Source organism: Pseudomonas sp. (assembly GCF_032058845.1).
In the GTDB taxonomy this organism is placed as follows: Bacteria; Pseudomonadota; Gammaproteobacteria; order Pseudomonadales; family Pseudomonadaceae; genus Aquipseudomonas.
Genome location: NZ_DAMCCR010000024.1, coordinates 1 through 20,688, shown reverse-complemented (window position 1 = coordinate 20,688; position 20,688 = coordinate 1). Strand labels below are relative to the sequence as shown.

The following is a 20,688-nucleotide window of genomic DNA, read 5'->3' as shown; positions in this document are numbered from 1 at the left end:
ATGCCGTCATGAACCCTCGATGGAGAAGCATTATGCGTAGGACCGGCGTGATTGATCGCGTCACCCAGGCCTGTATCTGTGCCAGCTTGCTGCTGGCACCGATCACGGCCACCCAGGCCGCCACCGAGGAAGACCCCTGGGAGGCCATCAACCGGCCGATCTTCCGGTTCAACGACGTGCTCGACACCTACGCGCTGAAGCCTCTGGCCAAGGGCTATCAGGCCGTCACGCCGCAGTTCGTCGAAGATGGCATCCACAACGTGTTCAACAATGTCGGCGACGTCACCAACCTGGCCAACAACGTGCTGCAGCTGAAGTACCGCGAAGCGGGCATCGACACCGCGCGGATCATCTTCAACACCACCTTCGGCATCGGCGGCCTGTTCGACGTCGGCACGCGCATGGGGCTGCAGCGCAGCGACGAAGACTTCGGCCAGACCCTGGGCTACTGGGGCGTGCCAAGCGGGCCGTACGTGGTCATCCCGTTGCTGGGGCCGAGCACCGTGCGTGACGGGCTGGCGCGTTACCCGGACACCTACACCAAGCCGTATCGCTACATCGACCATGTCCCGACCCGCAACTCGATCCTGGCCATGGACATCGTCGACACCCGCGCACAACTGCTCTCGGCCGAGAAGCTGCTCAGCGGCGACAAGTACATCTTCATCCGCAACGCCTACCTGCAGAACCGCGAGTTCCGCGTCAAGGACGGCGAAGTCGAAGACGACTTCTAAGCGATCCGCCGTACCTGAGCCGCGCGCCGACGCGCGGCTCAGCGCATGGTGAGGATGCGCAACCCCAGTTTCTGTTCCCCGTCAGGCTGATCGGCGATCCACACCACTTCGGTGCTGGCCTGCAGCCCGGTGAGCGCGGCATGTTCCGACTCGATACGCACCTCCAGGCGATCACCGACCTGAAACTGCTGCGGCGCCTGCACCTGCATGCCACTGCTGGACAGGTCCAGGCACACCGCTGCAATCACCTCACCTTCGTGCAGCAAACTGGCGGCCGCATCGACGCGCATCCGAATGAAATCGCGCTTCTCGCTGTAGTTCTGGGGCGTCTGTGACATAGGGACAACCTTCCATCTGGTAGGGCTTGAGAACTTTCTTATAACTCCCGGCGATTTCGCCTGTAAAGTGCAGGATCGTCGCGCCCTTCACGCTTGAAACGCCTGGCGGATGGGAGTACCGTCTGCGCCTTACAGGGCATTTCTACCCTGGGTTGATGGCCCGCTTCCCGGTCCAGTGCCCAGCGCAGAGTGGCCAGAGAGAATCCAGTAGTGCCTGCCAGCCACCTTGCAGGGCTACGCCAACCTATTTCTGGCGCCGTTCGCCCACATGCAGAAAACCAGTGCAACGCTGCTGATCATCGACGACGACGACGTAGTACGGGCGAGCCTCGCCGCCTATCTCGAAGACAGCGGTTTTCGCGTCCTCCAGGCCAGCAACGGCCAAGCGGGCCTCCAGACCTTCGCCCAGCAGCCCCTCGACCTCGTCATCTGCGACCTGCGCATGCCCCACATGGGCGGGCTCGAACTGATTCGCACCCTCAGCGAGCAGGCGCCGCAGTTGCCGGTGATCGTCGTCTCGGGCGCCGGTGTGATGACCGATGCGGTCGAAGCGTTGCGCCTGGGCGCTGCCGACTACCTGATCAAGCCGCTCGAAGACCTCGCCGTGCTCGAACTGTCGGTGCACCGGGCCCTGGAGCGCGCGCGCCTGCAGCAGGAAAACCTGCGCTACCGCGAGAAGCTGGAAACCGCCAACCGCGAGCTCGAAGCCAGCCTGCACCTGCTGCAGGAAGACCAGACCGCCGGGCGCCAGGTGCAGATGAACATGCTGCCGCAAAGCCCGTGGAGCGCGTCGGGCATTGCCTTCGAGCACCAGATCATTCCCTCGCTGTACCTGTCAGGGGATTTCGTCGACTACTTCCGGATCGACGAGACGCGCATTGCGTTCTACCTCGCCGATGTGTCCGGGCACGGTGCCTCTTCGGCGTTCGTCACCGTACTGCTGAAGTTCATGACCACCCGCCTGATGTTCGAATTCAAGCGCAACAGCAGCCTGCGCGAGTTCAAGCCGTCCGATGTGCTCGGCCACATCAACCGCGGCCTGATCAACTGCAAGCTGGGCAAGCACGTGACCATGGTCGGTGGCATCATCGACGAAGACACCGGCCTGCTGACCTACGCGGTCGGCGGCCACCTGCCGCTGCCGGTGCTGTACAGCCCTGGCCAGGCCCGTTACCTGGAAGGGCGCGGGCTGCCGGTGGGGCTGTTCGAAGAGGCGACCTATCAGGACCATGTGCTGGAACTGCCACCGCAATTCAGCCTGACCCTGATGTCTGACGGCATCCTGGACCTTTTGCCCGGCAGTACCCTCAAAGAGAAAGAAGCTGGCTTGCCCGAGGTGGTCAAGGCAGCCGGGGGCAGCCTGGATGGCCTGCGCCAACGATTCGGATTGGCTACGCTTGGGGAGATGCCGGATGATATCGCCCTATTGGTGTTGAGCAGGAACCTTCAATGAGTACTGGAAGAATCCAGTTTGCAGAAGAAGCCGGCACGTTTGTGCTGAAGTTCGTCGGTGAAGTGCGTCTGACCTTGTGCACCGCGTTGGATGCCACGATCGAGAAGATCTTCAGCACGCGCAGCTTCTCCAACATCGTCATCGATCTCACCGAAACCGAGAGCATGGACAGCACGACCCTGGGCCTGCTGGCCAAGCTGTCGATCCTCTCGCGCCAACAGATCGGCCTGCTGCCGACCGTGGTCACCACCCACCCCGACATCTCGCGCCTGCTGCAGTCGATGGGCTTCGAGCAGGTGTTCAACATCGTCGATCACCCGCTACCCTGCCCGGAATGCCTCGATGACCTGCCGCCGCAGGACCAGAGCGAAGACGTGGTGCGCGCCAAGGTGCTCGAAGCACACCGCATTCTGATGGGCTTGAACGAGTCGAATCGCGAGGCGTTTCGGGATCTGGTGAATGCGCTGGAGCGCAGCTGAAGCGTCTGAAAAGCGGCTTGATCCGGTTTCCTCAGCACGCGTCCACGATCGGTCTAAATTCAGCCCTGCTTCCGGCCAGTCCATGGTCGGTGTAGGAGCGGCTTCAGCCGCGATGGGCGGCGCAGCCGCCCCAACTCAGACAACCCATACCGCCAGGCAAAAACGCGATTCCAGCCATTAGGGCTGCTGCGCAGCCCATCGCGACTAAAGTCGCTCCTACCCGGACCGCGTTTCTGTGTTCAAAGGCCTGATCCGACCGTTGGTTAGCCCCGTGTGAAAGACAGTGGCCCCTACAGATGTGCGTGAGCCGAAACAAATCTTTCGTGCACTCACGCCCTCACTATGGCAACTCAACCGCAAAGCGCCGCACAGCACGCATTCACGCCTTACCCACAAACTCCGTCCTCTCCCGCCCATCCGAATTCAACTGAAACACCCGCGCCGGCCGCCCATCCTCATCGAAAAACACCTGCCCCAACCCCGCGCTGTTCCACAGCCGTTCCCCCGCCTGCCGGCTGCTCGGCGTGCGCGGCTCCACCTGCATCTCGCGGCGCTTGGTAAAGCCATTGAGCGGCGAGCGCGGTGAATACAGCCAGCGATTGAGCCGGTCCAGCACATCCAGCAAGCGCTTGGGAAACTGGTTCTTGATCCCGCTGCTGGTCACCTGCCACACATGCGGGCTGTGCTGACGCTGGCGAATCAGTACCTCATACACGAACGAGTAATGCACATCCCCCGACAGAATCACGTAATGCCCCGGCGTGCGCGAATGCCGGAAGATATTCAGAATCGTCCGCGCGCCCTCGCGATGGGCCATCCAGTTCTCCGCATCTACCAGCAGCGGATACCCCAGCCAACTGAACACCCGCTGCACCGCCTCGATCAGCTTCACCCCGAAAATCGGTGCCGGCGAAACGATGATCGCCGACGGATGATCCAGCAGCGCCTGCTGCAACTCGCACAAACCCTCCCAGTCCAGCAGCCCCGATGGTTTGTGCGGTTGGTCCTCGTTGCGCCAGCGCCGTGTGCGCGTGTCGAGCACCAGCAGCGGCGGGTCGCTGGCCAGCGAGTAGTGCCAGCCCTGAAAGTGCAGCAGGCGCTCGATCAACGCATCATGGCGCTCAGCATTTAGCGTCGGCTGACCCTTCAGCAGCTCGACGGCCGCCTCGACAAGCCCGGCACAGCGATCCGGATCATTGCCCCAGCCCTGACACAACAAATACCCGAACAGCGCATTACCAAGAATCTGCCGCGAGAACGGATGACCATAAGCGGTCTGTTCCCACAGCAGTGACAGGTTCCAGTCATCGGTCACATCATGGTCGTCGAAGATCATCAGGCAACTCAGGTGCGCCATCACCCGCGCCACCCGATCCAACCCACGGGCAAAGCCCTCGATGTGTGGCAGTTCCTCGCCGTAGCGCTGCTGATGCTCCGGCGCCAGCCCTGCGGGCATCTGCAGATCGACCAGCGTCCACGGCACCGGCGACCACACCAGCAGGTACATCGCCATCACCTCGGCAAAGCTCACCAGGTGGTTGTCCGCATTGGCCGAGGAAAAGATCGGCTTGCGCTTGCCACCGAAGAACCGCCGCTTCAACCCCTCGGTCCCCGCATGGCTGGGCAGCAGCTCCGCACGGCGGTAGTAGTAGGCAGTGTCGCCATGCAGCGCCTGGGTGTGATCGATGCAGGCGTCCTCCAACGTCTCATCGAACAGCCCCAGCCGCTCGATGAGCTGGTGGATGGCCCGCAACATGGGCCCGGCCACATCATCGGCATACACCTGATCGCCCGTCATCAACAGCGCAGCTGGCCGATCCTGCGGCGCCTCGCAACCCAGCAGCAGCTCATCCGCGCACAGCAGACCATCACGCGCCGGGTGGTGCGGCTTGCGACAGGACCCATGCAAAAGATGATCGAAGCGCCCGCGCAACACCAGAGTCGGTTGCGACTCACCCGGGTAGAGCAGGTGCGCCGCCCAGTCCTGCACGCCACCCAGACCAGGAATCTGCACGTCGTACGCCAACACGGTATCCACCGGCAAAGGCGCCGCGAACCGCACGTCCAGCAAATGCACGAACGCCTCGCGCCCAACCGGGACCACGGTGCAGGTGGTCTCACAGGCCTGGCCTGCCATCGTGAACGCCGGCGCAAGCGGCCGCGTGGACACCAGCCAGATCGCCAGCCGAGAAGGTTCGAGACGCCGCAGTACAGGGCCGGCGAGGATAGAGGGCAGGGGAGAGGTCATTGGGATTCAGAGGTCGGAAGAGGAATAGGACAGTTGATTCAAAGACAGTTTGCAAAACCGTGATGGCCGTAGTGATGGTGGCCGTTTAGCGACCCACCATGTCTGACCCGAGCGCCTGAACAGCCGCTGCAACAGGTCAGAGATGTTTGTTAGATCCACGGTGCGGTGTTGTTAGATCGGCCGCTCCAACAAGATCGGGATGGCTGTCCATGGCTACCCCAGCAGAAAAAACAGCCCCTGTAGGAGCGGCTTCAGCCGCGATGGCCGGCATAGCCGGCCTCATTCAGTCGCCGCGTACTGTTAGACAAAACCCGATCGCAGCCATTGGGTCTCCTACGCAGCCCATCGCGACTGACCAGGACGCCGGACAGTCCGCTTCAACAGGGACCAAGCCAGGTCCCGTCCTCTCAATAGGCGTAAGCCACCCGGCGTAGGAGCGGCTTCAGCCGCGATGGGCTGCAAAGCAGCCCCAACCGACCCCACCCACCTCAACGGATCAGCACCACTCCCCAAACCCACCACTCACTTCTTAGCCATCACCGCCTCAAGCTTCTCCTGATCCCGCGCAAACTGACGAATCCCTTCCGCCAGCTTCTCAGTCCCCATCGCATCTTCATTGTGCGCCCAGCGGAACTGGCTCTCAGTCAACTGCTGCTTCGCCTCACCGGCATTCCCCGGCTTCAGCACACGCGGCAACTCGCCTTCATCTTCACCCAGCTTCTGCAACAGCTCCGGGCTGATGGTCAGGCGATCACACCCCGCCAGTTGCTCGATCTGATTCAGATTACGGAAGCTCGCACCCATCACCACGGTCTTGTAACCGTTGGTTTTGTAGTAATCGTAAATACGCGTCACCGACTGCACACCCGGATCATCAGCCCCGGTGTATTCCTTGCCCGTGCTCTTCTTGTACCAATCGTAGATACGGCCCACGAACGGCGAAATCAGGAACACCCCCGCATCGGCACAGGCCTGCGCCTGCGCGAAGGAGAACAGCAGCGTCAGGTTGGTCTGAATGCCTTCCTTCTCCAGCTTCTCCGCCGCGCGGATACCTTCCCAAGTCGACGCCAGCTTGATCAGCACACGATCACGCCCAACACCGGCTTTGTCATACAGCTCGATCAGGTGACGCGCCTTGTTCAGCAACGCCGCCTCATCGAACGACAAACGCGCATCCACCTCAGTGGAAATACGCCCCGGAATCGCCTTCAGAATCCCACTGCCCACCGCCACCGCGAACTGATCGCAAGCGAGGTCGACGTTACCCTTGGCATCGCCCTTGACCTTGCCCAGCAAGTCCGCGTACCCCGCGATGTCGGCCGCTTTCAGCAGCAGCGACGGGTTGGTGGTGGCATCGACCGGCTTCAGCCGAGTGATTGCATCCAGGTCGCCCGTGTCGGCAACCACAGTGGTGAATTGCTTGAGTTGTTCCAGCTTGGAGGTCATGGCGTGCTCTTTCCTTTGCGAGTGCTCGACAGTACCCGACGCCTCGGTTCCGCTCAAGGCGGTAGGGCAAGTCGGATCAGACTGTAGGCTTCGAGTCAGAGCGCCCGATCAGGTTCACTTCACCGGCCTGCTAACAGCTCAGCGGCCTGATCCAGCACCATCAACGGCTCAGGATGCTTGTGAATGTCCGACGACAACAACTGCCGAAACCGCCGCGCCCCCGGAAAGCCCTGACCCAGCCCCAGAATGTGCCGCGTCACATGGTGCATCGCGCCACCGCTTTCGATGTGCGCCACGATGTACGGCCGCAACTGCGCCAACGCCTCCGCCCGCGTGATCACCGGCGCCGCACTGCCAAACAGCCGCTGATCCACCTCGGCCAGCAGGTATGGGTTGTGATACGCCTCACGCCCCAGCATCACCCCATCGAAGGTCTGCAAGTGCGCCTCGCACGCGTCCAGCGTCTTGATGCCGCCGTTCAGCACGATCTCCAGGTCCGGGAAGTCAGCCTTCAGCTGCGCCGCCACGTCATAGCGCAGCGGCGGCACTTCACGGTTTTCCTTCGGCGACAGCCCCTCAAGGATCGCGATACGCGCATGCACGGTGAAGCTGCGGCAACCGGCGTCGCGCACCTGACCGACGAAATCGCACAGTTCTGCGTAGCTGTCACGGCCGTTGATGCCAATGCGGTGCTTGACCGTGACCGGCGTGGCAACCGCATCGCGCATGGCCTTCACGCAGTCAGCGACCAGCGCCGGATGCGCCATGAGGCAGGCACCGATCATGTTGTTCTGCACCCGGTCGCTCGGGCAACCGACGTTGAGGTTGACCTCGTCGTAGCCGGCCGCTTCGGCCAGCTTGGCGCAGGCAGCGAGGTCCGCCGGGGTGCTGCCGCCGAGTTGCAGGGCCAGGGGGTGTTCGGTTTCGTGGTGCTGGAGGAAACGGTGGGCGTCGTTGTGGAGCAGGGCGCCGGTGGTGACCATTTCGGTGTAGAGGAGGGTGTGCTTGGAGAGGATGCGCAGGAAGAAGCGGCAGTGGCGGTCGGTCCAGTCCATCATGGGGGCGACGGAGAAGCGGCGGGAGGGCTCAGGACGTGTGGTTGCTGGCTGTGATTCGGTATTTGAGGGCATTGTGGGTTACGCGGTTATGTACCAATTTCCAGATTCGTTGGGCGGTTCAGGTGTGACAGTGGTGAGCTGTGTCACCATAAACTGCGCTTGTACCACTGGAAGTCTTGGTAACGATCAGAGCGGGGGAAAGACTGACGATACGGTTAGCTACACCGTACAGATCAGCCTCGAGAAAAATGGTGTTGTAGTCTAGCAAGAAGGCTAGATCTTCGCCCGAGAGAGGAGTGTCCAGGCGTGGATCAAGCGTCGTGAAATCGTGCTGTCCGAGCTTGGCGCCGTTGATTGAGCCACGCGTCAGGGGCTAACGGTTAGATACATGATCGAGCGCTATCTGTTGAAGGTTGAGAGAGCTCGGTCACTCGGTGAGAGCAAGCAGAGCATGGTTGAAGCCATCCAGACCAGTCTACTGGGTGACGTGTTCAACTCAGATATTTTGCAGAAGGTTCGTCTCCGGCTGAAAGCCTGGGAAGCCCAAAATCCCACATCCCGAGGGACAAAATTTTGTAAAGTTTGAAGCCAATCTGGGGAAAGAATTTAGTGATGGCCATGCCAAAGGATCTGTCAGATGAAGCATGGAATGTGATCGCGGATCTCTTCATCTCAACCCATGCCAGAGGCAGGCCGCGATCAAATGACCGCTTGATGCTCAATGGCGTGCTATGCCCACGCCGCCTATGAGCCATCGATTGGCCTAAAATACTGCTCCCGTTTAGCCATCATTGTCGATAATCGAGTACCATATCGATACGAGAAGCTTGGTGAGATCCAGCTGAGTATATTGTTGTGTGTATGTATTGATCCTCACTGAATAACCAATAGTGAAACTTCTTCAAAATCGGCTATCAGTGACGCCTGGTTCATTAATAAAATCTCGATGGCGTCTGCGATAGTGGCGTCTTTATTGTTCACGAGGTTCTCGATTTACAATCGGCTAAGTGAGTTAGGTCAAGGATATGTCATAAATTTTAAGTTTCATATGTGATTAGGCTTATTTGCGTTGATCTGGAAGGCGCATATACAATATACAATTGCTTCAAGGGTTTTTGTAGATATGGAGCTGTTTGGGATGGGGTAATACCAAGCAGCTCTAGTTTAAGCTGTGGTGCTATCGTTTTCTTGCAGGTTTTGCAGGTTGTTTCGCAATTTTGGATTTTTCGAGATAAGCTAAGAAAGCTATTCCTAATGGAGTTACATAGCTGCGCCGATATCGCACGCCTGGAACTTTCTCGTTATCCACCAAGCCGTGTATTTGAAGTTTAGGGCTGAGATTGAAGAAGACAAACTGATCGGTGTCAGACATATCCATGTCGTTAGTCACTCCTGTAATTAATTCGTCTTTAGCTATATCGAATGCTTTTAATAGAGTAATTTCCATATTTTCTTCACCCTTAGTCAAATTTTTGGGCAGGTTGATTAGGGTGTTTTGAAGCAACGTTTTCAATTCGCTAAAGTCTGGGTTGTTAACTTTATTCTCTAGATTTTTGGTTTGGGGTAGATTCTCCAGATGGATTATTTTGTCTTTCAGTGCGGCATTTTCGGCAGATAGTTTGTTGACTTCCTCAATCAGTGGTTTAGAGTCAACAATCTCATTTCCTGAGACCCATCCAGAAAGATCTCTGTTTGCCGCATAATCAGCCATAGTTTCATGAACACACAGCCTAATATCTTTGGTGTCTTCAAAAAATGAGGATATTCGGCTAAGCACTTTTGTACGGAAGAGTCTCAACTCTTTAGGGTTTTCTTTCTCGGAAAAGCTAGTTCCTTGGGTTTTAATCTTATTCTCAAGAGCATCATCCTTAATGACTACTGAAAACATTGGTTTCTTCTGGGATGCGGCGTAATCGAACTCCAGCTCTGTGTAGCTTACGTTTGATGTTGGCTCTACTGCTCCGTATCGACCACCGAGTATAAGCATGTATACATCGGATTCATCTATCCATGAATTTATAGTTTCTAGTTGAGAACGATCCCCCGCCGTAAATAGCTCCATGCCAGCTGGGATATGTCCTGCTTTCAGAATTGCGCTTACTGCTGCTTGACGTTCCTCAATCAAATCGATGTAAGTGCTCGAGATGAAAACTTGAAGTTTACGCTTCATGCTTATTCCAATAAGTCTATAGGTCTTTACGGGGATTTAATTTGCAGCATGTTAATAGAAACTTGAGACAAAGAAAAATCACGGGTTGCAATGAGGTGGTTCATGTCTTTTAAATTGAGAATTTAAATATTGATTTAAGGGGTGGAACGATTTGCAATTCATCAGTTCTTGGATTCTGAGTTTTGAGGCTATTTTCTTATTGTGAATGGTGTTTATATAAGTTTTTTTAGAGTATCTTTTTACGAGCTTTTGTAACTGTTCTTTTGGTGACTTTATTTTTTCAGAGGGCCCTAGTGGCTTTATTTTTTTCTGGATTGAAAAGATCTCTTTGATTGCCTCCATGTCAGAAAGCAACCAGCTTTCGAGCTCTTCGACAGGGATAACGATTAGCGTATTTTTGAAACCAGTAAGCTCTATCTTTGCAGAAAGTTCCTTGCGAAGAGTATGTTCATCATATCTATCGAGATCATGAAATATCAAAATATGCTCGCAACCCATTGCGACAAGATTAGTCGTCCATGCAGCACATTTTGCTCTTAGCTTTCCACATCCCTTGCCGACAAATTTCTTTGTACCAAAATTATTAGCAGGAATATAAATTCCAAGAATTTCTTTAATGACGTCCACATCACTTTCATCTTCAGCGATTATTCCTATTTTCGTAGCCATTCATAGCTCTCCGTGCTTCCAGTATTGGCCAAGGCCGCCCTCGTGCTTTAAATAATTTTTTAGCGCAGTAAGTTCGTTAGGGCCCATGTCTTTTTGGATGTTAGTAACATTTGTTGTTTCGTCAGATCGGGTGGTTTTAAATACGCATTCGACTGATATGTAATCCAATACTTGGTCTGAGTGCGTAGATATCACGATCTGCTTTTCATGGCTATAGGTTTTTAGTAGTTCAATTATGCTTGATAGCAGTCCATGGTGTACGCAAACCTCGGGCTCCTCAATTAGTAGCATCGAGCCGTGATTAGTCATGATGTAAAAGATTAGGGCAAGAGCTTTAAATGTTCCCTCGGATAGCTGGCTTGGAGATAATGAGTTTTCGTAGATAATGAAATTCGGAATAATTAGATTATTAGTTTTTTCGCGTGTTGTGATGCGTCCTCCCACAGCAACTTTGTAAACGGAGGATGATGTTTCTATTGAGTGGAAATCAATTTTATCCACTAGGTTTAGACCTTGAGCACCAACGATCGCGCAATAATCCTGGTAGTCTTCTGTATTGTCTCGGTAGGCTGCATAGAGATCAAAAAGAAATTTTCTGTGACCGGAAGCTGCAGCTGCTCTTCTAACCATTGTTTCTTCGACTTCGAATGAAATAGGTGAGCTTGCAGGGTTTGTGAACATTGACGCGCTGTAGTAGCTTATCGTTGAAATAAATTGAGAGATCGCACCTAGCGCTTCCATGACTTGAGGTGATGCATTTTCATTTCCAATGCTGTGCGTTATGTACCCCAGAATAGAGTCGCGGAAGGATTTTTCCGAGTAACGAGATTCCTCACTAAGCGCACTTATCGGAATTTGTAACTTTTTCCGGTTCCCACTTATCGATGGAAATGTCCAAGACTCACTTGCTGCAACTATTTCGTCTTCATTACGCTCATTGTTTACTAGGCTGATTTGTGCCTGATAATGAACGGTTTTTCCCTTCCACTTAAATGAAGCCTTGATAAGGCTATCTGAGGAATGAGATTCTGAGTTCCGTCTGCGATGATAATTAGATTGTAATTTCTGAAGAAGCTGGATTGCGGAAAGCACTGTTGTCTTTCCGCTTCCGTTGGGCCCTATCAGGGCAGAAAGTGTTCGTGTGGGCTCAAACGTTGTAGAAACGCAAGAACGATAGTTTGTTATATCTATTTTTATGATCTGAACCTGTTGCATAAAACTTCCTGTTATAAAAAATTTTCAGATTGAGCCTGCCATTTTTACCCAATGAAGCAGTGCACTAGTAATGCTGTCGATATCGGAGCGTTCTTTGAGTTAAGTGTAGTGCCGCATCCAAGTATGAGTCAGCTGCTGAGTTGGACGGATGTCTCTTTTTCTAGTCCAAGAGATCAGAATTTTCAAACCACAGCACGGCGCGACCTGACCCCGAAAAGCGTGCAGACAGGCATGCGCCTGCTGGCAAGGTTCCATCGATGTGGCTAATTATCGAACGCTCCGTTGCTTCGTAAACGATCCAGCAACTCCACCTTCATCTCGCCGGTATAGTCACCCATCCTGACGCTTCCGATTCCAAGAAGCTCTGCCGATGATGCGCCCTGGCTGGAGAACCGAAAAGTCTTCCTCTACCCGGTACTTGAAGGGGCGATCAGTGCGAGAGGCTAGAGAAATCAATGGTCTTGAGAAAGATAGGCCCAATCCATCATCGGATCACCCCCGTCCACGATTTAGCCTCAAACGCATTAAGCCTCCGAGGACACACCACAAAAACCTCGTCCTTTTCCTATACCTTGTAGTCCATTTCCCAAACATACTCCCCCGCACATCAAATCCTTGCGGCCACTTTTCCCGCGCCTTAGTCTCCCCCCGTCGCTCCCCAAAAGCGACCGGTTGTGACAGGCCGAGGAAAAAAGGACCGCAACAGCTACCCGTAATGGTGGCTGTGCGTGGGGCACCTCGGTGCGCCGGTTTTTTTCCTTATTCACCGGTCTGTCAACCCGCGTACAGCCGCCACCTTTCGTTTGACAGCGAAGACGTGGCCGGTCCGTCCAAGAATAAGGAGATCCAATGCTGAAGATTGTCCCCGATCCACCGCCGACCGTTTTATCACCCTCCCTGCGCACTGTCCTGCTGCGCCCCCCTCACCGAACGGCCTTCCGCTGTCGCTACCCAGGCTCTCGACCGACCCTCAGAACTCACCGCCATCTGCGATGTGAGCGGCCTCCGGCGCTGGATTTCGTTTAGAGACCAAGCAGCCAACCCTTCCAAGAACGGTCTAAGCCAGGGTGGCCTACACTCGCCAGGTCATCCCGGCACTGAGCAGGGACGTCATACATGAATAACCCGTCTTCCAGTTCTTTAAGCCCAACCACCGAATCCATCGGCTCAGCCACTTTCGGCGAAGGCGCACAAGGCCTCAGCTCGCACCGCCTGTTCAAAGTCCAACCCGGCCACGATCATCAATACCTACTGGAACAATCCAGCATTCTGATGAACTGCGTTTACCGCATGACCCTCGAAGCCAGCCTTGAGCGAAACGAGACCTTGATCGTCGCGGCCCATCACTTGAGTGGCATGGCAAAAGCGCTGATCGAAGATATCGTCATGGCACAGATGCTCGCGCCAACTGCAAGCGCATGATCCTGTAGCGGCTCGCCATCACTCAGTCGATTCAGCGTCGCCGTTCATTTGCCTCACTGGGTCCAGCACCAACCGGGCTGGACCCAGGACTGCAATGAATCAAGTCGGAGCATGCCGTACGTCCAATCAGCCCGCACCTCACGCGAAGTCCGGTCCACCAAAGAACGCCATCACGCCAACCCCACCCAAGCCTCAATCAAACCCCTTACTGCCCCTCAACCGAAACCTGCTTCGCCTCAATCTTCAACTCACTCAACCGCTTCAACAGCGTCGAGATATTCGTCCGCACCGACCCTTCATTCGCCAAGCGCAGCCGCTTGATGCCGGCGAATGCATCACTCACGCCCGCAGTAAACGGTGCTCTCACGATTTCGCGCCACAGCACTTGATTGGTGGTTGTTTGCAGCAGGGTGTATTCCACTTCGCTGGTGACCGTGAACGAAAAACCAAATACCGGCTTTTCGACACGCAGCAGATTGGCACGCAAGCTATAGGGGGCAGACGCGCCGCCGAGCAACTGCGCATTCGTCAGTGACTGTTTGAGCGCAGCCGCGAAGTCAGGGCCGTCGACGTCTGAGGTCCACATTGGGTTGGTCTTGTTGCCACCGTTCACTTCGGCCACTTGCACGCGTTGGTGCAGATCGGTGCTGTAGGTGTTGGCGCGGGCCTGGTCGGCCGGGACGGTCATGTTGGCGACTTGCGCGGGGGAGGCGCAGCCGGTGCACACGGCGATGAACGCCGAAACGAGGAGAAGACGGAGGTAGGTCACGCAGCAAGTCCTTTTGCGAATAATCTAAACGGCATGGAGGATAGCGCAACGCCATCAGGGTAGGAATGCTTTCCTGCATGAATTTGATGCATCCCGTTAAATGGCGGGCAGTGGCTCCAAACACACGTGTCAATGAGTGCCAGGCGCTATTGGGGGGTCCGCCTGAACTCCGTACGACGCGTGCAAATCTCATGCGGTAGGTTGCTGGCAACAGTACGGCCAAAAAACTAGGCTTTGTATGAGAAGCCGGCTCACAAATGTAGAGCGTTGTTCTGTAGAGAGCTCGCTCACGATCGGCTGCGAAGCAGGCGTTGAACCAGCGGTTGCGGTGTGTCAGACATCCATGAGTGGGGGCTTTTTTTGCGACGACTTCGCCGCCCATCGCGACTGAAGTCGCTCCTACATGTTCCGCGCTAGCCGTACAAAATTTTTCGGAAAGTGTCTCAGGCTTATCCGGCCTTAAAGCTTGGTCAGCGACGTTGACCAGCCGTAGCCCTTACATCCGTTCAACGAACCGCCAACGCCCCATCCGAGGAGACCCGCATGCCCCGCACCCGCGCCGACAGCAACACCCAACTCGCGGCCATCTTCGATCAACTCCTGGCCCTGCGCGAAAGCGTACATGCACTGCACGTCACCGAACAGGACCGCGCCATCTCCTTGCGCGGCCACCAGACAGTGGACGACGATGAAGCGCTGGACCTGGCCTTCGCCAAGCTCCAGGACGACATTGCCGGTATCGAAGAGGGCCTGGCCACCATCGCTGAGGCCATGGGCGATATTCCGAAGCTGTGAACCACATCCGAGAATCCCACACCCGTCCGTCTACCGAGCGCTCATCGGCTTGGCGCTAACCCGCACGAGCATGGTCTGAACTGCTTGCCTCCAAGCCCGTGCAAACACGGTCTGAACTGCTTGCCTCCAAGCCCGTGCAAGCACGGTCTGAACTGCTTGCCTCCAAACCCGTGCGTGCACGGTGTGAACTGCTTGCCCCATGCTTCGCCCAGCGCGCATCAACCGCCAGGCCCGCCATTCCCCACCGACGACAGGAGTCGACCGTGACCGCTTCCACCGCTAAACCCTCCCTGCGCCGCGCCATCACGGGCCCGATGTTGTTTCTCTTCATCCTCGGCGATGTGCTCGGCGCCGGTGTGTACGCGCTCGCTGGCACCATTGCGGGGGAGGTGGGTGGGGCGATCTGGGTGCCGTTGCTGATTGCGCTGTTCTTCGCGATGCTCACGGCGGGGTCCTACGCGGAGCTGGTGACCAAGTATCCGCACGCAGGTGCGGCCTCGGTGTTTGCGGAGAAGGCCTTCAAGTCACCGCTGCTGTCGTTTCTGGTGGGCTTCTGCATGCTCGCGGCGGCCGTCACCAGTGCGGCGGGGTTGTCGCTGGCGTTTGCCGGGGATTACCTGAGCGCGTTCATGGATGTCTCGCCTTACCTGGCGGCGACCGTCTTTCTCCTGGTGATCGCCGCGCTGAATGCGCGGGGCATCAAGGAGTCCTTGGGGGCGAACCTGGTGATGACGCTCATCGAGCTCTCAGGCCTGCTGCTGGTGGTGGTTGCCGCTGCCTGGTATTTGCGCACGGGCGACGCCGACCTGGGGCGCACGCTGGCGTTCAAGCCGGGCGTCAACCCGATGCTGGCGGTGCTCGGCGCGGCGTTGCTGGCGTTCTATTCCTTCGTGGGTTTCGAGACCTCAGCCAACCTGGCCGAGGAAATCAAGGATGTGCGCCGGATCTACCCGCGCGCCTTGTTCGCGGCGTTGCTCACGGCGGGGGTGGTGTACATGGCGGTGGGGGTGGCGGCGTCGAGCGTGCTGCCGACCGACAAGCTCGTGGCCACTTCGGCGCCGCTGCTGGAAGTGGTGCGCGCGTCGGGCCTGAACATTCCGCCCATGCTGTTTGCCTTCATCGCCTTGGTGGCGGTGGCCAACGGCGCGCTGCTGACCATGATCATGGCCAGCCGGCTCACCTATGGCATGGCCAATCTGCGCCTGCTGCCGGGCGTGCTGGGCGCGGTGCTGCCGGCGCGGCGCACGCCGTGGGTGGCGATCGTCGCCACCACGCTGGTGGCGATTGCCCTGACGCTCACCGGCACCTTGGCCACTTTGGCGCAGACGGTGGTGTTGCTGTTGCTGTTCGTGTTCCTCAGCACCAACGTCGCGGTGCTGGTGTTGCGCCGTGACGCCGTTGCCGAGGCGCATTTTCGTGTGCCGACGTGGGTGCCGGTGCTGGCGATCGTGTCGTGTCTGTTGCTGCTCAGTCAGCAGGGCTGGGACACCTGGCTGCGGGCGGGCGGTTTGATGCTGGTGGGGGTGTTGCTCTACCTCTGCACGCGTGGCCAGCGGCTGGCGACGCCCAAGCCCGATTGAAGGGCTGACGCAGGTGTGAACCGCCAGGCGAGGATGACTACGGGTACTTTGCAATCCGCTCTCAGGCATCGCGCTCGCTGGGCCTGATGAAGACCGGGAAGTCCGACTCACGGGCGGACACACCGGCAAGCCTTCAGGCAGGAATTGCATGCTGGCACTTTGCTGTCCGTCATCAGGCCACCCGCTCGCTGCGCAGTGCTCCCTCACTAGTGAAACCGCCGCCCCAACGCATCCAACCGCACCGCAATCGGCGACACCTGCTCACTGCTCCTGGCCAGCATCTCCACATCCTGCGCGGTGTTCTGCGCGATGCTCTGCACCGATTGCAGTCGCCCGACGATCTCCACGTTCGCCGTGGACTGCTCACGGGTGGTCGAGACGATCCGCCCATTGAGCTGATCGATCTGCGAGATGTCATTGCCCACCGCCTGCAGCATCGCCACCGCCAGTTGGCTGTCCTCCACGCAGCGCTCCACGCCCTGGCGGCTCTCGTGCATGGCGTCGACGGCTTGCCGGCTGCCGTGTTGCAGGCCTTCGATGATCGTCTTTATCTCCTGGGTCGACACCGCCGTGCGCTGTGCCAGGCTGCGCACTTCATCGGCGACCACGGCAAAGCCGCGGCCTTGCTCGCCGGCGCGGGCGGCTTCGATGGCGGCGTTGAGGGCCAGCAGGTTGGTCTGGTTGGCGATGCTGCTGATCACTTCCAGCACCGAGCCGATGTGTTCGGCGTGCACGGCCAGGCCCTGGACCGTCTCGTTGGTGTCGTGCAGGCGGGTGGCGAGCTGGGTGATTTCCTGTTGCGCGCGGCCGACGCTTTCCTGGCCACGGATCACTTGCTGGCTGGCTTGCCCGGCGTGTTCGACGGCGTGCTCGACGTGCACGGTGATGTGGCCCATGGCGTCTTCCATGCGTTGCATGGCGTCGGTCATCTGGGCGATTTCCGCGAGCTGGTGGCGTGCGCCTTGTTCCAGCGTGCCGCTGGCGTGGGCCAGCTCCTGGCCGAGCTGTCCGAGGCCGTGTGAGTCATGGGCCACGCCGTCGACCAGGGCGGTGAGCTGGGTCAGGAAGTGGTCGAAACGCGTCGCCAGTGATACGTGGACAGTGCCTGGGCCGCCCTTGACCGCCTCACCGCTGAACTGGGTGGTGACGGCGAGCATCTTTTCCAGCATCTCCTGGCTTTCCACCGCTTCTTTATGGCTATGTACCGCGAGGTAGAGCAGGGCGATGGTTTCCATCACCACGTAGAACGCGTGGACGAAAATCATGCTCCAGCCGCCGTGATGGTCCATCACGAACACCGGGAAACCCTGGTGCTGCAAGGCATGAAACACCACGTGATGCACCGCGATGGTGACGGCGGCCACCAGAATCGGCAGCCAGTCGCGGTAGAACGTCAGCACTGCCAGCAGCGCGAAAATGCCGAAGTGCGATTCGATGGCGCCCTGGGCCTGGTTGATGTGCAGCGCCGCCATCACCATCAGCCCGACCCCCAGCGCACAGCGCATCAGGCGTGTGCCGCCGATCACGCGATAGGCGAGGGTCAGCACCACACTGGTGCCGCCGCCGATGATCAGCGCTTGCAGCAGCGTGTCGTGCCAGAACGCCAGGCCCACGGAGAACAGCGTCATCAGCCAGATCAGGGCGAGCATGATGCGGTCGGCTTTGCGGTAGTGCTCGATGAAACGGACGTGCGCAGGCATTCACTCGTACTCCATGTGGGCTGGGCAGGGTCAGGCAAGCATGCGACGTGCCAGACGGGCATGCGGGCGGTGAATCGGGTGCACGGGGGTGGTAGGAGGCTATCGGCGTTTTTGGGTGGGGCTTTAGGCTCGAAGCGGGAGTGGCGATCATCGGTTGATGAGGGGCTTTGGGGCGGCTCAACTGTCAGTCAGTTCAGCGGCAAAAGAGAGTGGGCGTGAGGTCGATGCCGACCGGTTGAGTGACTGGGGGCGCTTTGCGGCCCATCGCGGCTGAAGCCGCTCCCACAGGGTTTCTATTGTGGTCGGCATGGGTGTTTCTTCAGAAAAATGCGGGCCTGTGGGAGCGGCCGGTTCGGCGCTCCGGTTAGCCGCGATGGGCTGCAAAGCAGGGTAACCGGCTGGTTTCACGTGCCAGTGGCATCATCTCTATCCACCTGCGCAGAAGTGGATCGGGGCAACGCCAGCCGCATCTGGATCAGCCCTGCATACGTGCTCGTTCAAGGGCCGACGCCATGGCCCGTTGATCCTGGCTGAACACCTCTTGACTCGCACCCCGCGCCGCCACTTCCCCGATCACCAGCACCGCCGGCGCCTTCAGCGCAAACCCCACCGCCGCGTCATACATCCCCGTCAGGTCGCTGTAGCGCGCCCGCTGCTGCGGCAACGAGGCGTTTTCGATCATCGCCACTGGCGTGGATGGCGCCATGCCCCCGGCCAGCAACTCCCGCCGCACGTCCTCCAGTTTCGCCACGCCCATGTACACCACCAGCGTGGTGCCGCTCTGCGCCAGGGCCTGCCAGTTCAACGCGCTGTCGTCTTCAGTGTGCGCCGTCACCAGGGTCACGCCGCGTGCCACGCCGCGCAGGGTCAGGGGGATGTCGCACTGCGTGGCGCCAGCCAGGCCTGCGGTGATGCCGTTGACCAGCTCGACCTCGACGCCGTGGGCGCGCAGCCAGTCGGCCTCTTCGCTGCCACGGCCAAAGATGCACGGGTCACCGCCCTTGAGGCGTACCACACACTTGCCCTGGCGGGCGTAGCGCAGCATCAGGCGCTGGATGAACGCCTGGGGCGTGGAGCGGCAGCCGCCGCGTTTGCCAACGCCGATGACGTTGGCGTTGGGGCAGTGCTCGAGCACGGCGGGGTTGACGAGGCTGTCGATCATCACCACGTCGGCACCGCGCAGGGCACGTACGGCCTTGAGGGTGAGCAGTTCCGGGTCGCCGGGGCCGGCGCCTACCAGCCAGACTTTTGCATTCATGGGCGTTTCCTCATCAGGGGTGTGGGGGCCGTCGGGCGCGGTCCCTCATCAGGGTCGTCTTGTGTGCTTCAGCCAGATTGGCGGCGGCGCATCAACAGCACAGAGCGCGTACGAACGTGTTCAGGTGGGTCCTTATCCATGCAGCAGCCAGATCAGCAGCAGTCCATTCATCAACAGTGAAAGCAGCGCAAGCGTGCGCCAGACCTTCACCGTTTCACGCGCCAGCAGCGGGCGAAACCGCGCGCTGGGCTGTTGCTCGCCATTCTCCAGTGCCAAGCGCCACTGCTCTGCGGTTTCGAAGCGCTCGGCCGGGTCGGTGGCGAGGGCTTTGTCGAGGTTGTGTACCAGCCATTCCGGCAGGTCGGGGCGGTAGCGGCTGGCGGGCACGGGGGTGCCGAAGCGGGGGCGTTGAAAGGCTTCGATCTCGCCGTGGGGGTAGTGGCCGGTGAGCAGGACGTACAGGGTCACGCCTGCGCTGTAGAGGTCCTGGGCCGTGCTGGGCAGGGCGCCGGCGTAGGCTTCCGGTGCGATGTAGTTGGGTGTGCCGGGCAGTTCGCCGGTTACCTGCGCAGACAGCCCCGGGCAATAGGCCAGGCCGAAATCCAGCAGGCGCAGTTCGCCGTTCTCGCCCAGCAGCAGATTGGCCGGATTGACGTCGCGATGCACGATGTTGCGCCGGTGCAGCATGCCCAGCGCCCGCAACAGCGACGCGGCGATGTCGAGCGCTTGGGTCAGGCTCAGCAGGCCGTGCTGGCGCTGGTGCTCGGCGAGGGTGAGACCGGGGTGCTCGCGCATCAGGTAGTAGAGATGCTGCCGCTCGCTGGCAGCGTGCACGTCCGGGAAGAAGCGCCCGGCCACGCGGCGCAGGAACCACTCTTCCTGGAGCAGGCGCTGGCCGGCTTCGTTGTCGCCTTCGCAGCGGGCGGGCAAGGTTTTCAGCAACCAGCGCTGTTGCTGCGCGTCGCGCACGCGGTAGAGCACCGATTGCCGGGTTTGGCTCAGCAGCGTCTCGACCTGCCAGCCCTCGAAGTGTTGGCCTGGTTTCAAGGCCGGTGGTACAGGCCACTGCTGCGCCTGGCCGAGCGCATCGGCAAGGCTGGCGTCGCCGGTCTCATCGACCCGCACCAGCACGGCGCTGGCGTTATCCTGGCTGCCGGCCAGGTGCGCGGCGCACACCAGCGCATCGGCGGCCTTCTGCAGGTCGGGCTGGTCGCGCAGCACGCCGGCGATGGCAGCATCGCCCAGGGTGGCCCAGACGCCATCGCTGACCAGCAGGAAGCACTCGCCGAGGCGCAGCTCGCCGTCGCGATAGTCCACCACCAGATGCTGCTCCAACCCCATCGCGCGCTTGAGC

Annotated in this window: 17 protein-coding genes; 6 read left to right on the top strand and 11 right to left on the bottom strand. The window is 58.7% G+C overall.

Annotation, left to right across the window (positions count from 1 at the left end; genetic code table 11):
• Window positions 1–32 precede the first annotated feature (32 nt).
• Entirely contained in the window at window positions 33–734 is a 702-nt protein-coding gene (locus tag RT028_RS07075) for a VacJ family lipoprotein (RefSeq protein ID WP_312933931.1), read from the top strand.
• A 38-nt stretch (window positions 735–772) separates the two neighbouring features.
• On the opposite strand, the gene RT028_RS07070 is transcribed toward RT028_RS07075, so the two are convergent.
• The gene (locus RT028_RS07070; protein ID WP_312933929.1) at window positions 773–1,072 is read right to left on the bottom strand and encodes a PilZ domain-containing protein; all 300 of its coding nucleotides are present in this window, start codon (window positions 1,070–1,072) and stop codon (window positions 773–775) included.
• A 268-nt stretch (window positions 1,073–1,340) separates the two neighbouring features.
• Here RT028_RS07070 and rssB point away from each other — a divergent pair, with 268 nt between their 5' ends.
• Together rssB and rssC are read left to right on the top strand one after the other, a co-directional pair.
• On the top strand, window positions 1,341–2,525 hold the full coding sequence (gene rssB / locus RT028_RS07065; RefSeq protein ID WP_312933927.1) for a two-component system response regulator RssB: 1,185 nt from the start codon (window positions 1,341–1,343) through the stop codon (window positions 2,523–2,525).
• Complete coding sequence (gene rssC, locus RT028_RS07060) at window positions 2,522–3,004, top strand: anti-sigma factor antagonist RssC (protein ID WP_312933926.1); 483 nt, start codon at window positions 2,522–2,524, stop codon at window positions 3,002–3,004. The genes rssB and rssC overlap by 4 nt, the downstream gene beginning before the upstream one ends.
• A 379-nt stretch (window positions 3,005–3,383) precedes the next feature.
• Here rssC and RT028_RS07055 read toward each other — a convergent pair whose 3' ends face one another.
• The 6 genes from RT028_RS07055 to RT028_RS07030 all read right to left on the bottom strand — a co-directional run bounded on the left by RT028_RS07055 (window position 3,384) and on the right by RT028_RS07030 (window position 11,810).
• The gene (locus tag RT028_RS07055; RefSeq protein WP_312933924.1) at window positions 3,384–5,252 is read right to left on the bottom strand and encodes an alkaline phosphatase family protein; all 1,869 of its coding nucleotides are present in this window, start codon (window positions 5,250–5,252) and stop codon (window positions 3,384–3,386) included.
• Between the two features lie 522 nt (window positions 5,253–5,774).
• Window positions 5,775–6,698: a transaldolase gene (gene tal / locus RT028_RS07050; RefSeq protein WP_312933922.1), complete on the bottom strand. Its 924-nt coding sequence runs from the start codon at window positions 6,696–6,698 to the stop codon at window positions 5,775–5,777.
• Between the two features lie 119 nt (window positions 6,699–6,817).
• Window positions 6,818–7,828, bottom strand: coding sequence for a tRNA dihydrouridine(20/20a) synthase DusA (gene dusA, locus RT028_RS07045; protein WP_312933920.1), 1,011 nt, complete (start codon window positions 7,826–7,828; stop codon window positions 6,818–6,820).
• Between the two features lie 1,105 nt (window positions 7,829–8,933).
• A complete protein-coding gene (locus RT028_RS07040) occupies window positions 8,934–9,926 on the bottom strand; it encodes a DUF4062 domain-containing protein (RefSeq protein WP_312933918.1) in 993 nt (330 codons plus the stop codon).
• A gap of 78 nt (window positions 9,927–10,004) precedes the next feature.
• The gene (locus RT028_RS07035; RefSeq protein WP_312933916.1) at window positions 10,005–10,595 is read right to left on the bottom strand and encodes a DUF4276 family protein; all 591 of its coding nucleotides are present in this window, start codon (window positions 10,593–10,595) and stop codon (window positions 10,005–10,007) included.
• The gene (locus RT028_RS07030) at window positions 10,596–11,810 is read right to left on the bottom strand and encodes an ATP-binding protein (protein WP_312933914.1); all 1,215 of its coding nucleotides are present in this window, start codon (window positions 11,808–11,810) and stop codon (window positions 10,596–10,598) included. It abuts the gene before it with no gap.
• Window positions 11,811–12,926: 1,116 nt separating this feature from the next.
• On the opposite strand from RT028_RS07030, the gene RT028_RS07025 reads away from it, so the two are divergent.
• Window positions 12,927–13,232 carry a DUF3077 domain-containing protein gene (locus RT028_RS07025; RefSeq protein ID WP_312933912.1) on the top strand — a complete coding sequence of 102 codons (306 nt, stop codon included), beginning with the start codon at window positions 12,927–12,929 and terminating at the stop codon, window positions 13,230–13,232.
• A gap of 205 nt (window positions 13,233–13,437) precedes the next feature.
• Here RT028_RS07025 and RT028_RS07020 read toward each other — a convergent pair whose 3' ends face one another.
• Window positions 13,438–14,001: a hypothetical protein gene (locus RT028_RS07020; protein ID WP_312933910.1), complete on the bottom strand. Its 564-nt coding sequence runs from the start codon at window positions 13,999–14,001 to the stop codon at window positions 13,438–13,440.
• A gap of 543 nt (window positions 14,002–14,544) precedes the next feature.
• Here RT028_RS07020 and RT028_RS07015 point away from each other — a divergent pair.
• Together RT028_RS07015 and RT028_RS07010 are read left to right on the top strand one after the other, a co-directional pair.
• The gene (locus RT028_RS07015) at window positions 14,545–14,796 is read left to right on the top strand and encodes a hypothetical protein (RefSeq protein WP_312933908.1); all 252 of its coding nucleotides are present in this window, start codon (window positions 14,545–14,547) and stop codon (window positions 14,794–14,796) included.
• A 314-nt stretch (window positions 14,797–15,110) separates the two neighbouring features.
• Window positions 15,111–16,376, top strand: coding sequence for an APC family permease (locus tag RT028_RS07010; RefSeq protein ID WP_312933985.1), 1,266 nt, complete (start codon window positions 15,111–15,113; stop codon window positions 16,374–16,376).
• Between the two features lie 206 nt (window positions 16,377–16,582).
• Here RT028_RS07010 and RT028_RS07005 read toward each other — a convergent pair whose 3' ends face one another.
• The 3 genes from RT028_RS07005 to RT028_RS06995 form a co-directional block, all read right to left on the bottom strand.
• A complete protein-coding gene (locus RT028_RS07005; protein ID WP_312933907.1) occupies window positions 16,583–18,076 on the bottom strand; it encodes a methyl-accepting chemotaxis protein in 1,494 nt (497 codons plus the stop codon).
• Between the two features lie 475 nt (window positions 18,077–18,551).
• Window positions 18,552–19,334 (bottom strand): uroporphyrinogen-III C-methyltransferase, encoded by a 783-nt coding sequence (gene cobA, locus RT028_RS07000; protein WP_312933905.1) that lies wholly within the window; start codon window positions 19,332–19,334, stop codon window positions 18,552–18,554.
• Between the two features lie 132 nt (window positions 19,335–19,466).
• Window positions 19,467–20,688, bottom strand: a 1,222-nt coding sequence (locus RT028_RS06995) for a protein kinase domain-containing protein (RefSeq protein WP_312933903.1), incomplete at its 5' end; no start/stop codon positions are given.